Source organism: Mesobacillus sp. LC4, assembly GCF_053543455.1.
On record NZ_JBGCUB010000005.1, the window covers coordinates 62020 to 75476 of the forward strand.

Annotated in this window: 11 protein-coding genes; 10 read left to right on the top strand and 1 reads right to left on the bottom strand. The window is 44.7% G+C overall.

The annotated features are described in order from the left end of the window. Window positions 1–15 precede the first annotated feature (15 nt). The 9 genes from AB5I83_RS15805 (at window position 16) to rnc (ending at window position 9365) form a co-directional block, all read left to right on the top strand. A complete protein-coding gene (locus tag AB5I83_RS15805; RefSeq protein WP_041965977.1) occupies window positions 16–378 on the top strand; it encodes an Asp23/Gls24 family envelope stress response protein in 363 nt (120 codons plus the stop codon). A gap of 15 nt (window positions 379–393) precedes the next feature. Then, complete coding sequence (locus AB5I83_RS15810; protein WP_448976569.1) at window positions 394–2064, top strand: DAK2 domain-containing protein; 1671 nt, start codon at window positions 394–396, stop codon at window positions 2062–2064. Between the two features lie 392 nt (window positions 2065–2456). After that, a complete protein-coding gene (gene recG / locus AB5I83_RS15815; protein WP_448976571.1) occupies window positions 2457–4505 on the top strand; it encodes an ATP-dependent DNA helicase RecG in 2049 nt (682 codons plus the stop codon). A 220-nt stretch (window positions 4506–4725) separates the two neighbouring features. Beyond that, on the top strand, window positions 4726–5295 hold the full coding sequence (fapR, locus tag AB5I83_RS15820) for a transcription factor FapR (RefSeq protein WP_167831782.1): 570 nt from the start codon (window positions 4726–4728) through the stop codon (window positions 5293–5295). Between the two features lie 13 nt (window positions 5296–5308). Further along, a complete protein-coding gene (gene plsX, locus AB5I83_RS15825) occupies window positions 5309–6286 on the top strand; it encodes a phosphate acyltransferase PlsX (RefSeq protein WP_448976573.1) in 978 nt (325 codons plus the stop codon). 50 nt (window positions 6287–6336) lie between these two features. Beyond that, complete coding sequence (fabD, locus tag AB5I83_RS15830) at window positions 6337–7284, top strand: ACP S-malonyltransferase (protein ID WP_448976575.1); 948 nt, start codon at window positions 6337–6339, stop codon at window positions 7282–7284. Next, on the top strand, window positions 7281–8024 hold the full coding sequence (gene fabG, locus AB5I83_RS15835; protein WP_448976577.1) for a 3-oxoacyl-[acyl-carrier-protein] reductase: 744 nt from the start codon (window positions 7281–7283) through the stop codon (window positions 8022–8024). Before fabD ends, fabG begins: the two co-directional genes overlap by 4 nt. A 75-nt stretch (window positions 8025–8099) precedes the next feature. Continuing rightward, window positions 8100–8333, top strand: a complete 234-nt coding sequence (locus AB5I83_RS15840) for an acyl carrier protein (protein WP_167831778.1) — start codon at window positions 8100–8102, stop codon at window positions 8331–8333. A 264-nt stretch (window positions 8334–8597) separates the two neighbouring features. Further along, a complete protein-coding gene (gene rnc / locus AB5I83_RS15845; RefSeq protein ID WP_448976580.1) occupies window positions 8598–9365 on the top strand; it encodes a ribonuclease III in 768 nt (255 codons plus the stop codon). Between the two features lie 144 nt (window positions 9366–9509). Here the strand turns inward: rnc and AB5I83_RS15850 are convergent, their stop codons facing one another. After that, window positions 9510–9716: a hypothetical protein gene (locus AB5I83_RS15850; protein ID WP_448976582.1), complete on the bottom strand. Its 207-nt coding sequence runs from the start codon at window positions 9714–9716 to the stop codon at window positions 9510–9512. A gap of 97 nt (window positions 9717–9813) precedes the next feature. Between AB5I83_RS15850 and smc the strand changes: the two genes are divergently transcribed. After that, window positions 9814–13380 (top strand): chromosome segregation protein SMC, encoded by a 3567-nt coding sequence (gene smc / locus AB5I83_RS15855; RefSeq protein ID WP_448976584.1) that lies wholly within the window; start codon window positions 9814–9816, stop codon window positions 13378–13380. Window positions 13381–13457 lie beyond the last annotated feature (77 nt).

The following is a 13457-nucleotide window of genomic DNA, read 5'->3' on the forward strand; positions in this document are numbered from 1 at the left end:
AAGGGGGAACGAATCATGTCCATCGAGCTAAAAACGAAGTACGGACAAATTGATATATCAAATGACGTCATTGCAACGATCGCGGGCGGCGCAGCAGTCGATTGCTATGGTATTGTCGGGATGGCTTCAAAGAACCAGATCAAGGACGGATTGACAGATATTTTGCGCAGGGAGAATTTCACTCGCGGAGTAATCGTTCGCCAGGAAAACGAAGAAGTACATATTGATATGTATATTATTGTGAGCTATGGGACGAAAATTTCCGAGGTTGCCCACAATGTCCAGTCAAAGGTAAAGTACACTCTTGATAAAACTGTAGGGCTGGCAGTTGACTCGGTCAATATTTACGTTCAGGGAGTTCGTGTAACGAACCCGTAAGAGGAGGAAAGATTTGTGTCTATTAATGTTCTAGACGGAAAACGTTTTGCGGAGATGGTGATTCAGGGTGCCAATCATTTGGCGGCCAATGCTAAGTATGTCGATGCACTGAACGTCTTCCCTGTTCCTGATGGTGATACGGGAACGAATATGAATTTATCCATGACTTCCGGTGCTAAGGAAGTAAAGAACAATGTACAGGAACATATCGGAAAGGTTGGTTCTGCGCTTGCCAAAGGCTTGCTTATGGGAGCGAGAGGTAACTCTGGGGTTATCCTTTCCCAACTATTCCGTGGTTTTGCAAAAGCGATCGAAAACAAGCCGACTGTGAACTCTGTAGAGTTTGCCGCTGCGTTGAACGCAGGTGTTGAAACAGCTTATAAGGCTGTCATGAAACCTGTGGAAGGCACGATTTTAACGGTGGCCAAGGATGCTGCAAGGCATGCTGTGGCTGTTGCCAATAACCATGATAGCCTTATTGGCTTGATGGAAGAAGTGCTGAAAGAAGCGAAGGCATCATTAAACCGCACACCAGACTTACTGCCTGTCCTGAAGGAAGTAGGAGTAGTGGACAGTGGCGGCCAGGGTCTTGTATTCGTTTATGAAGGCTTCCTTGCAGAATTGAAGGGTGAAAAGCTTCCTGATTCCCCATCTGCAATGCCGAACATGAATGAGCTTGTCAGCGCTGAGCATCATAAGAGCGTCCAGAGCCACATGAATACAGAGGATATCGAATTCGGCTATTGTACTGAATTCATGGTCAGGCTTGAAGGAAAAGAAGCATTCTTAGAGGAAAATTTCCGCCAGGACTTGAGTAAATACGGCGATTCTCTTCTTGTCATTTCCGATGACGAGGTTGTAAAGGTACATATCCACTCAGAGCAGCCTGGTGAGGTTCTGTCTTATGGACAAAAATATGGAAACCTCATTAATATGAAAATTGAAAACATGCGCCAGCAGCACACGGATATTGTCGGTGAACCATCTACTCCGCTTCGAACACAGGCAAATGAGCCGAAAAAGGAAAAGCGTGAGTACGGAATCGTCGCTGTCTCAATGGGTTCCGGAATTGCTGAGCTATTCCGCAGCATCGGTGCTAACGCCGTGATCGAAGGCGGACAGACGATGAATCCAAGCACAGAGGATATCATTAAAGCAATCAAAGAAGTGAACGCTCGCAAGGTCATCATCCTGCCGAACAATAAAAATATCATCATGGCGGCAGAGCAGGCTGCTGAGGTAGCGGAGGAAGAAGTGGTAGTCATCCCTTCAAAAACTGTTCCTCAGGGAATGACGGCATTGCTTTCATTTAACCCATCAGCAGAACCTGGTGAAAATAAAGAAGCGATGACAGAAGCTATGCAGCATGTGAAAACAGGCCAGCTGACATATGCAGTCCGCGACACAAGTATTGACGGACTTGAAATTTCAACTGGAGATTTCATGGGCATATCCGATGGCAAGATTGTCCTGAAGGATCAGGATAAAGTCAAGGCAGCGAAGGACCTATTGGAACAGATGCTTGACGAAGATTCAGAAATCCTGACAATCCTGAAGGGTGAAGACGCTTCTGATGAGGATGTCGAATCCATTGTTGAGTTTGTTGAAAGCAATTATGGCGATGTAGAAGTTGAAGTGCATAATGGAGAACAGCCATTATACGCCTTCATCTTTGCGATCGAATAAAGAAACCAAAGCATAAGATTCTCCGGCTGGACAAATAAAATTGTGATATGGTACTAAGAAATAGAAGGGGACTCCCCTTCTATTTCGTTTTGTTTTAAAGGTATTTTTATTTGAGTCCGCTATATTATGTGAGAAAATAAACATAGTGAAAACTGCATTGCCCGAAATGTCTTGCGCAGTCGAAAACGGTAAAAGCAGAGGTTCTGCATTGCCCGAAAACAGTTTGCACAAGCAAAAACGGTAAAAGCAGAGCCCCTGTATTGCCCGAAAAAGAGCTGGGCAGGCAAAAAGGGGTGTAGAAGAACTTCAGAAACAGCGTGAGGAGGGGGAGCGGCAACACCGGTTGGCCGGGAGCTGGAGGCCAGAATATTTCGGTATACCGCTTGATATTCATGAATGTACAATTAAAACAACCAGTAACAGCAGTTAAAGGAATCGGTAATGAAATGGCGGATACCCTGGCAGACATGCGCATCAGGACTGTCGGTGACTTGCTGGAATACTTCCCATACCGTTATGAGGATTATCGCCTTAAGGATCTTGCAGAAGTTAAACATGACGAGAGAGTCACGGTAGAAGGAGTGGTTCACAGCGAACCTTCCGTTGTGTATTATGGCCGTAAAAAGAACCGTTTGACAGTGAGGCTTTTAGTTGGCCGTTATTTGATCATTGCAACATTCTTTAACCAGCCCTATCTAAAACAGAAAATAAATGTCGGGGAAACCATCTCAGTTACCGGGAAGTGGGATCAGCACAGACAGACGATCACCGCCACTCAAATGGCAGTAGGGGAGCATGCAAAGAGCCAGGATTTCGAACCTGTCTATGCTGTAAAAGGGAAAATGACCGTGAAAACGATCAGAAGGCTGATCAAGCAGGCATTCTCCCAATTCGGACACGAAATCGAAGAAATCTTGCCGTTGGAGCTTCTTCAGAAGTATAAGCTGCTGAACCGAAGGGATGCTCTAAGGATCATGCATCTCCCGTCAGGTTCTGAAGAGATGAAGCAGGCAAGAAGAAGATTTGTTTATGAGGAATTTCTTTTATTCCAGCTTAAAATGCAATCCTTGAGAAAACTTGAACGGGAACAGAGCCCAGGAATTGCGATTTCATATGAATTGGACAAGCTAAAAGCATTCATCTCAGGCCTGCCCTTTCCGCTAACAGGGGCGCAGAAACGGGTGGTAAATGAAATTCTTGGGGACATGAAGTCGCCTTATCGCATGAATCGCCTCCTTCAGGGAGATGTAGGCTCGGGTAAAACAGTCGTTGCAGCGATTGCACTTTATGCCTCTAAGACTGCCGGTTATCAAGGGGCATTAATGGTTCCGACCGAAATTTTGGCCGAACAGCACTCGCAGTCATTGGCGCAAATGCTTGAACCTTTCGGGATTTCAGTTGCCCTTCTGACAAGCTCTGTCAAAGGCAAGCGGCGAAGAGAAATGCTTGATCAGCTAAAGCTCGGTGAAATTGATGTTTTGATAGGGACACATGCTTTGATCCAGGATGAAGTGGATTTTCACAACCTGGGACTGGTGATTACAGATGAACAGCATCGTTTCGGTGTTGAGCAGAGACGAGTGCTGAGGGAAAAAGGGGAAAATCCTGATGTCCTGTTCATGACTGCGACTCCAATACCACGGACTCTTGCCATTACCGTTTTTGGTGAAATGGATGTCTCTGTCATCGATGAAATGCCAGCAGGCCGAAAAACGATTGAAACGTATTGGGCGAAACATGAAATGCTTGAGCGAGTGCTTGCCTTCATGGAAAAAGAGCTGGCGAAAGGAAGACAGGCCTATGTGATTTGCCCTCTTATCGAAGAGTCTGATAAGTTGGACGTCCAGAACGCAATTGATGTGCACAGCACATTGAGCTTTTATTTTAAGGACCGTTACAAAGTCGGACTGATGCATGGACGCCTTCATTCTGATGAGAAAGACCAAGTCATGAAATCATTCAGTGAAAATGAGGTCCAGGTCCTTGTTTCGACCACAGTAGTCGAGGTTGGGGTGAATGTACCGAATGCGACGGTCATGCTGATTTATGACGCCGAGCGATTTGGTCTGGCACAGCTCCACCAATTAAGAGGCAGGGTTGGGCGTGGCAGTGACCAATCGTACTGTATTTTGCTTGCGGACCCTAAAAGTGAAGTCGGGAAAGAGCGTATGAAAATAATGTCCGAAACAAATGACGGATTTGTTCTTAGTGAAAAAGATTTAGAGCTGCGGGGACCAGGAGACTTCTTTGGAAAAAAACAAAGCGGCCTGCCGGAATTCAAGGTGGCAGATATGGTCCATGATTACCGTGCGTTAGAAACAGCGAGGAATGATGCTGCTTTGCTTGTTCAATCAGAAGCTTTCTGGCAAGGCGGAAAATATAGATTATTACGGGAGTATCTGGAGGAAACAGGTGCTCTTGCCAATGAGAAACTGGATTGACCCTTAGTGAATCTATTGACTATTGAAAGATTCATAGAATGGACGAAAGCAGATTCAGTTGTGAGTCTGCTTTTGTTTTGCGGTGAATGCGAACGAGCTAGCTATATAATGGAGCTCAATATGGTGGACGCCGCTCTAATATTTTCTTCTTGCAATCTTTTTTTATTATATATATACTACTATTAGTACCTAGTCTTAATAGCTCGGGCGGTGTTAAGTAATGAAACGCAACAAAAGAGAACGTCAGTCCATGTTGACTGTGACGATAAAAGAAAATCCATTCATTACGGATGAGGAATTGGCCGAAAAGTTTTCCGTAAGTATCCAGACAATTAGGCTGGATAGATTGGAATTATCAATTCCTGAATTAAGGGAAAGAATTAAAAACGTGGCAGAAAAACGTTTTGAAGATGAAGTCCGTTCACTGCCGCTGGAAGAAGTAATTGGAGAAATTATCGATATCGAACTTGACCAGAGTGCTATATCAATTCTCGATATAAAAAGAGAACATGTATTCAAACGGAATAAAATCGCCAGGGGGCATCATTTATTTGCCCAGGCTAACTCACTGGCCGTTGCTGTTATAAATGATGAGCTTGCTTTAACAGCTAAAGCGAATATCCAATTCACAAGGTCGGTAAAAGAAGGTGAACGGGTAATCGCCAAAGCAAGAGTTAAGAAGATCGATAGTGAAAATGGACGGACACTTGTAGAAGTGGTCAGTTTTGTGAACAGTGAAAGTGTTTTCAAAGGTGACTTTGAGATGTATCGTTCTAAAAATGATAAGTAAGGGATGAAAAGCGATGAGGCTAGCAGTAGATGCGATGGGCGGAGACAATGCACCAAGAGAAATCGTCCTCGGAGCAATGAAAGCAATCGAAAAATATAATGACATACATATCGTCCTTGTAGGCGACGAAAAAAAAATCAGGGAGCACCTTACAAATGAAGAGAGAATTGAAATTCTTCATACTGAAGAAGTGATTCTTGCTACGGATGAGCCAGTCAGGGCAGTGCGCCGTAAGAAAACAGCTTCCATGGTCCTTGCAGCCCAGCAAGTTGCTGACGGCAAGGTGGATGCCTGTATTTCCGCTGGCAACACAGGAGCTTTGATGGCTGCCGGGTTGTTCGTGGTTGGAAGAATTGAAGGGATTGAAAGACCTGCGCTTGCGCCGACTCTACCTACAATTGGCGGAGAAGGCTTCGTGCTTCTGGATGTCGGAGCCAATGCTGATGCGAAGCCTGAACACCTTGTCCAATATGCAATCATGGGCTCGATCTACAGCGAGAAGGCAAGAGGAATCGCGAATCCGCGTGTGGGCTTGCTGAATATCGGAACAGAGGAAAAAAAAGGCAACGAGCTTGTCAGGAACACTTTTGAATTATTGAAGGACGCAGATATTAACTTCATCGGTAATGTTGAATCCAGGGACCTTCTCGAAGGAGCAGCAGATGTTGTTGTCGCAGACGGTTTTACAGGTAATATGGTCCTGAAAACCATTGAAGGAACTGCAATGTCGGTGTTTAAAATGCTTAAATCTGCTTTGACTTCAAGCTTTAAAAGTAAGATGGCTGCAGCTGTTCTGAAGCCGGATCTGACAGTGCTGAAGAATAAAATGGATTACACGGAATATGGCGGTGCTGGACTTTTTGGCCTCAAGGCTCCGGTAATCAAAGCTCATGGCTCTTCTGATGCGAATGCAGTTTTTAATTCGATCCGTCAGGCGAGGGAAATGGTCGAGAAGGATGTATCGGGAACGATCAAATCAGCCATTGAATAAATTAAAAGTATAGGCAATGTTATAAAAAACGAGTTAAAGGGGAATCTTTCATGGGGAAAATCGCGTTTTTGTTTCCTGGACAGGGATCGCAGACAGTAGGGATGGGACAGGCCCTTGCAAATGCAGAACAATCAGTCTCAGAAACTTTTAAAAAAGCGGACGAGGTCCTGGGGGAAAGCTTAAGCACCCTGATTTTTGAAGGGCCGCAAGAAAAGCTTACGCTTACGACGAATGCTCAGCCTGCTCTTTTGACAACTAGTATTGCGATCTTGAATTATTTCAGCCAGTTTGGGATCAAGCCGGACTATACTGCCGGCCATAGTCTGGGTGAATATTCTGCATTAGTCGCTTCAGAAGCTATTTCGTTTGAAGATGCTGTGTATGCAGTCCGGAAACGTGGTGAGCTCATGGAGGAAGCTGTGCCAAATGGAGAAGGAACAATGGCGGCTGTTCTGGGCATGGATCGCCAAAAGCTCATCGATGTGACCGAAACTGTAACCGCTGGCGGAAATCCTGTTCAGTTGGCCAACTTGAATTGTCCTGGCCAAATCGTGATTTCTGGTTCGAAGCTTGGAGTGGAAGAAGCCTCTGTAAAAGCAAAGGAAGCTGGAGCCAAACGGGTCATACCTCTGGATGTCAGTGGTCCATTCCACTCATCACTGATGAAGCCGGCTGCTGAAAAATTTGAATCGATACTGGAAAACATAGAAATAAAAAATGCGGTTGTCCCGGTAATCGGAAATGTTACTGCCGAACCGATGACACATGCTTCTGAATTCAAGAAAAGGCTGGTGGAACAGCTCTACTCACCGGTACTATGGGAGGATTCAGTCGCTAAAATGCTTGAACTAGGTGTCGATACTTTTATAGAAATCGGTCCTGGAAAGGTCTTGTCTGGGCTTGTTAAGAAAGTAGACCGCTCTGCAAAGACGTTCGCAATCAATGATGCAGAAACTTGTGCAGCAGTTGTTGCTGCCCTGAAGGAGGAGAAGGAATGAGTCTGGAAGGTAAAGTGGCTCTTGTAACTGGGGCTTCACGTGGAATTGGAAGAGAAATTGCATTAGAACTTGCCAGGGAAGGCGCGTCCGTTGCTGTCAATTATGCAGGCAGTGAAGCAAAGGCCCTTGAAGTGGTTGATGAAATCAAGGCGATGGGACGAGATGCATTTGCCATCCAGGCAGATGTCTCCAACTCAGAATCTGTAAATGATATGGCCAAGGAAACGATCGAGCGCTTCGGCAAGATTGATATTCTTGTTAACAATGCAGGTATAACTAAAGACAACCTGTTGATGAGGATGAAAGAGTCTGAATGGGATGATGTCATCAACATTAACTTAAAAGGTGTCTTTCTGTGTACGAAAGCAGTCACAAGACAAATGATGAAACAGAGAAGCGGAAGGATAATTAATATCTCCTCCATCGTCGGTGTAAGCGGAAATCCTGGGCAGGCTAACTATGTTGCTGCAAAATCAGGTGTGATCGGGCTTACAAAAACATCTGCGAAGGAACTATCCTCAAGGGGCATCACCGTGAACGCAGTGGCTCCAGGCTTCATCACGACAGACATGACGGATAAGCTAAATGAGGAAGTTAAAACGGAAATGCTGAAGCAGATTCCGCTAGCGCGGTTCGGGGAGCCAAAAGACATTGCAAGAACAGTCGTCTTCCTGGCCTCCGAAGACAGCGCCTATATGACAGGTCAAACCCTGCACATAGACGGCGGCATGGTGATGTAGAAATTAAAAAATCATTACAACCATTTATTATTTAAATAAAATCAACTATAATGGCTTGAGGGGAGGTGAACAAGCATGGCAGACGTTTTAGAACGCGTAACAAAAATTATTGTTGACCGTTTGGGAGTAGATGAATCTCAAGTAACTTTAGAAGCATCTTTTAAAGATGATCTTGGTGCTGATTCCCTTGATGTTGTTGAATTGGTAATGGAATTAGAAGACGAGTTCGACATGGAAATTTCTGATGATGATGCTGAAAAAATCGGTACAGTTGGTGACGCTGTTAACTACATAAATAGCCAAAAGTAATTGTTCGATTTACTGAGAAGCTCCGTTTTTATAAACGGGGCTTTCTTCTGTAAAAAAGTCCTAAAATCTATGCTCCTAATGTTATTTGGGATGTAACTCAGCGACGAAAAAAGTAATCTGCTGGAATAGACCAAGTTTTTTTGCTTTATTGGCGTTATTTTTTGTAAACTGTTAGTAGTCTGTTTTGTTTTGCAATGACACGATCAACGAAATCTGCAAATCATTTAATAACAGCTTTAAATTATGAGCAAGGTGGAATAAATCATGCGCAACAATGGAAGAGAAAGAGAAAAAAAGAATACTCGCGCAAAGGAGCAGAAATTCAAAGAATTCCAGGACAAAATTGGTATTCATTTTGATAGTGAGAAGCTTTTAAAACAGGCATTTACACATTCATCCTATGTGAATGAGCATCGGAGAAAGCCTCATGAAGATAATGAGAGGCTGGAGTTTCTTGGTGACGCTGTTTTGGAACTGACTGTATCCCGATTCTTATATAAGAAATACCCGATGATGAGTGAAGGAGAACTTACAAAGCTGCGCGCGGCTGTCGTTTGTGAACCATCACTTGTAGCTTTTGCCAACGAACTTTCCTTTGGTGAACTTGTTTTGCTTGGCAAGGGAGAAGAAATGACTGGTGGAAGAACAAGGCCTGCCCTGTTGGCAGATGTATTCGAGGCGTTCATCGGTGCCTTATACCTGGATAAAGGAATTGAAACAGTCACTACATTCCTAGAGGAAATCGTGTTTCCGAAAATCAATGACGGTGCTTTTTCTCATGTGATGGATTTTAAGAGCCAGCTTCAGGAACTTGTACAGCGGGACGGTGCGGGCTCGCTTGAATATCGGATCATGAAGGAAATTGGCCCAGCGCACAGCCGTGAATTCGAATCCAGAGTTTTCTTGAATGGGCAAGAATTAGGGACAGGCACTGGACGCTCGAAAAAGGAAGCCGAGCAACATGCTGCCCAGATGGCCCTTGAAAAATTGAAGTCCCATATGGAAGCGAATATGGAAATGGGCGATAAATAGAACAATTCATACAAAAGAAGATGCATCTAAAACTCAAAATTGTCCAGCCCAGCGCCTAGTCCCTCGAGTCGCTTGTCTAGCTGCGGCTCCTAACTCCTCGAGACGTTTCGGTCCTGCCAATGAAGTCAAAGAGCGACTTCACTGTCAAGCCCTCCAACGCTTGTCGGAGTTGGGCAGTCGCCTCCGCTTTTCGAATTGTCTAGTTTCGCCTCCTAGAAACTCCGAAACTTCAACTCCGCCGGCAGAAGCAAAAAGCGCTTCTTTGTCGGAGTTTCCAGTTTCTGCGTTTCTGGGCAGTCGGCTATACTTTTCGATTTCGGTCAGCCCAATGAAGTCAAAGAACGACTTCACTGGTCGGCCCTCCAGCGCTTGTCGGGGCTGGACAAGGCGCTTGCGCTTTTCGAATGTCAACTTAGAGAAATAGTTTAACTGGAAAGGGAGAGCCATATTGTTTTTAAAACGATTAGATGTGGTCGGCTTTAAATCGTTTGCGGAAAGGATTTCAGTAGAATTCGTTCCAGGTGTGACTGCTGTCGTGGGTCCAAATGGTAGCGGGAAAAGCAATATTACTGACTCCATCCGCTGGGTTCTGGGGGAACAATCAGCCAAGTCGCTCCGTGGTGCAAAAATGGAAGATATCATTTTTGCCGGAAGTGATTCGCGGAAGCCGCTGAATTTCGCAGAAGTAACGTTGACCCTTGATAACGAAGATCAATCACTGCCGCTGGATTACAATGAAGTGAGTGTAACCCGACGTGTCTACCGTTCAGGAGACAGTGAATATTTGATCAACAAACAGAATTGCCGACTTAAGGATATTGTTGATTTGTTCATGGATTCAGGACTGGGCCGTGAAGCTTTCTCAATAATTAGCCAGGGCAGGGTTGAGGAAATCCTCAACAGCAAACCTGAGGACCGCAGAACGATTTTTGAAGAGGCTGCTGGTGTCCTGAAATACAAATCCCGAAAGAAAAAAGCAGAAAGCAAGCTTTTTGAAACGCAAGAGAATTTAAATCGGGTAACGGACATCATCCATGAATTAGAAGGCCAGGTAGAGCCGTTAAAAATCCAGGCTGCAATTGCAAAGGATTACCTGCAGCAAAAGGAAGAACTAGAACAGATTGAAGTAGCGTTGACTGCCTATGAAATCGAAGAACTGCATGGGCGATGGGAACAGCTTTCCAGGCAGCTTGAACAGCATAAGGAAAATGAAATCAAACAGTCTGCTGGCCTTCAGAAGAAAGAAGCTGAAATTGAAAAAATGAGGGACCAGCTTGCCGCGCTGGACGAATCAGTCAGTGATTTGCAGAATGTGCTTTTGTATGCAAGTGAGGAGCTAGAAAAGCTTGAAGGCAGAAGAGAAGTACTCAAGGAAAGAAAGAAGAATGCATCACAAAACAAAGGGCAGCTAGAAAAGAATATTGAGGAGCTGACATCTTCGATTGAGCAGCTGGAAAACCAGAAGGCTGAGTACGAACAATCTGTTTCTGTATTAGCTGGCGAAGCTGCCGCATTCCAGAAAGAGCTTCAGCAGAAGCAGGAGCAGTTAAAGTTATACAGTGAAGATGTCGAGCATAAAATCGATTCTATCAAAAGCGATTACATCGAGGTGCTGAACGAACAGGCTGGTGCCAAAAATGAAAAAATCTATATTGAACAACAGCTGCAACAGCAAGCAGCCAAAGGATTCAGGCTGGATAATGACAACGATCGTTTTGTCTCAGTTCGGGATGAAATCAATGAGAGGAAAGCGGAAATAGAGAAAAAGGTCGCCTCTACCCAGCAGGAATTGGAGGAGCAGGCTAGAATCTTTTTTGAAGAACAGAAGAAGCTTGAATCCTTACGGAATAATTACGAGAAGCAAGAGAAAACATTGTATCAGGCCTATCAGTACTTGCAGCAAGCTAAATCAAAGAAAGAAATGCTCGAAGAAATGGAAGAGGATTATTCAGGCTTTTTCCAAGGTGTAAAAGAAGTACTGAAGGCGAGGGACACCCGTCTGCAAGGAATAGAGGGTGCGATAGCTGAACTCATCCAAGTTCCTAAGCAATATGAAACGGCAGTGGAAACCGCTCTCGGCGGTGCGATGCAGCATATTGTTGTCCAAAATGAAGAGAATGCGAGAGCAGCAATCCAGTTCCTGAAGCAAAAATCATTTGGCCGAGCTACCTTCCTGCCAATGAGCATCATTAAAGGGAAATATCTGGCTTCCTCACAGCTTGCGCTTCTTTCAGGCAACAGTGCGTATATCGGCACTGCTGCTGAATTGATTCAATTCGATCAAAAGTATGCTGAAGTCGTAAAGAACTTGCTTGGCAATGTAGTAATCGCTCGAGATTTAAAGGGTGCCAATGAAATTGCCAAAATGCTGCAATACCGCAGCAGGATCGTTACACTTGATGGCGATGTGGTCAATCCAGGCGGGTCGATGACTGGGGGAGCAGTGAAGCAAAAATCGAGTTCTCTCCTTAGCCGGAAGGGAGAACTAGAGGACTTAACGAACAAGCTTGCTGATATGGAAGAAAAGACCAGCTCTCTTGAATCGAAGGTCAGATCATTAAAGGCAGAAACACAAGCAAGTGAAGCAAGGCTTGAAGAACTGCGGAAAGCAGGGGAAGAGCTTCGCTTCAAACAGCAGGGCTTAAAAGGTGACCTGCGGGAAGTAGAATTGGAACAGAAAAATATAAATGAACGGTTATCTGTATACGATTCTGAGAAGACACAGCTTGATACCGATAAAGTAAAGCTAGAATCTAGATTGGTTGAACTCGACGGCCTACTGGCTAAGTATCGTGAAAATCTTTTGCAATTCGATAAAGAAATAGAACGCCTGACCGAGCTGAAGAACTCGAATTCTACCTCCAAAGATACACTAGTATCTGAGATCAGTGATTTAAAGATCAGCTTGGCTTCCAAGAAAGAACAGCTTTCCCATGTGAAGGAAAAGCTTGATTCTGCCGTTAACCAGGCAGAGGACCAATCACGGAAATTGGATATTTTAAAAGAGGATCTATCTCTTCTTTCGTCTGAAATGACCGATAGTTCTTCTGGTGAAACGCAATTGGAAGAAGCGGCAAGAAGAAAGCTGCAGGACAAGAATGAAACGCTTAAGCTGATTTCTTCACGCAGGAATGAGCGTATGGAGCTTCAAAATAAGCTCGAGGACCAGGAGCTGGAATCGAAGGAGTTAAGGCGTATTCTAAAGGGCATCAATGAAGTTCTCAGGGACGAAGAAGTGAAGCTGAACAGACTTGACGTTGAACTGGATAATAAGCTTGCCCACCTTCGCGAGGAATATTTGCTTTCATATGAAGCGGCAAAGGAACAATATCCTTTGACCATCCCGGCAGATGAGGCGAGAAGAAAAGTTAAGCTGATCAAAATGTCGATTGAGGAACTGGGAACGGTGAACCTTGGTTCTATTGAAGAATACGAGCGTGTCTCAGAGCGCTATGAATTTCTTTTGGAGCAGAAAAATGATCTGCAGGAAGCCAAGGATACTTTATTCCTTGTTATCGAGGAAATGGACCATGAGATGAAAAAGCGGTTTGAACAGACATTCACCGCGATCCGTTCACACTTCGAGTCCGTGTTCCAGGCATTGTTTGGTGGCGGCAGAGCGGACCTGAGGCTTACTCAGCCTGATGATCTCCTGAATACTGGGGTTGAAATTGTCGCTCAGCCACCTGGAAAGAAACTGCAAAACCTTGGTCTATTATCTGGCGGTGAGCGCGCGTTGACGGCGATTGCACTATTGTTCTCCATCCTGAAAGTCCGTCCAGTACCATTCTGTATCCTGGATGAAGTGGAAGCTGCATTGGATGAAGCCAATGTTTACCGTTTCGCTCAATACCTGAAGAAATACCGTGAAGAAACACAGTTTATTGTGATCACTCACCGCAAAGGTACAATGGAAGAAGCGGACGTCCTTTATGGTGTGACCATGCAGGAATCTGGAGTCTCCAAGCTGGTATCCGTCCGGCTAGAAGATTCAAATGAACTGGTGAAAGCATAATAAAAACGTTCCCGCTCTAGAGAGATGGGCTGCACCTGTTCATTTCCTAAAGCGGAACGGGGACTTATTGAATTAAT

Bases quoted from the DNA above. Each gene is read 5' to 3' on its own strand.
- AB5I83_RS15805 (WP_041965977.1), top strand. From the start codon at position 16: ATGTCCATCGAGCTAAAAACGAAGTACGGACAAATTGATATATCAAAT.
- recG (WP_448976571.1), top strand. From the start codon at position 2,457: ATGAATGTACAATTAAAACAACCAGTAACAGCAGTTAAAGGAATCGGT.
- fapR (WP_167831782.1), top strand. From the start codon at position 4,726: ATGAAACGCAACAAAAGAGAACGTCAGTCCATGTTGACTGTGACGATA.
- plsX (WP_448976573.1), top strand. From the start codon at position 5,309: ATGAGGCTAGCAGTAGATGCGATGGGCGGAGACAATGCACCAAGAGAA.
- fabD (WP_448976575.1), top strand. From the start codon at position 6,337: ATGGGGAAAATCGCGTTTTTGTTTCCTGGACAGGGATCGCAGACAGTA.
- fabG (WP_448976577.1), top strand. From the start codon at position 7,281: ATGAGTCTGGAAGGTAAAGTGGCTCTTGTAACTGGGGCTTCACGTGGA.
- AB5I83_RS15840 (WP_167831778.1), top strand. From the start codon at position 8,100: ATGGCAGACGTTTTAGAACGCGTAACAAAAATTATTGTTGACCGTTTG.
- rnc (WP_448976580.1), top strand. From the start codon at position 8,598: ATGCGCAACAATGGAAGAGAAAGAGAAAAAAAGAATACTCGCGCAAAG.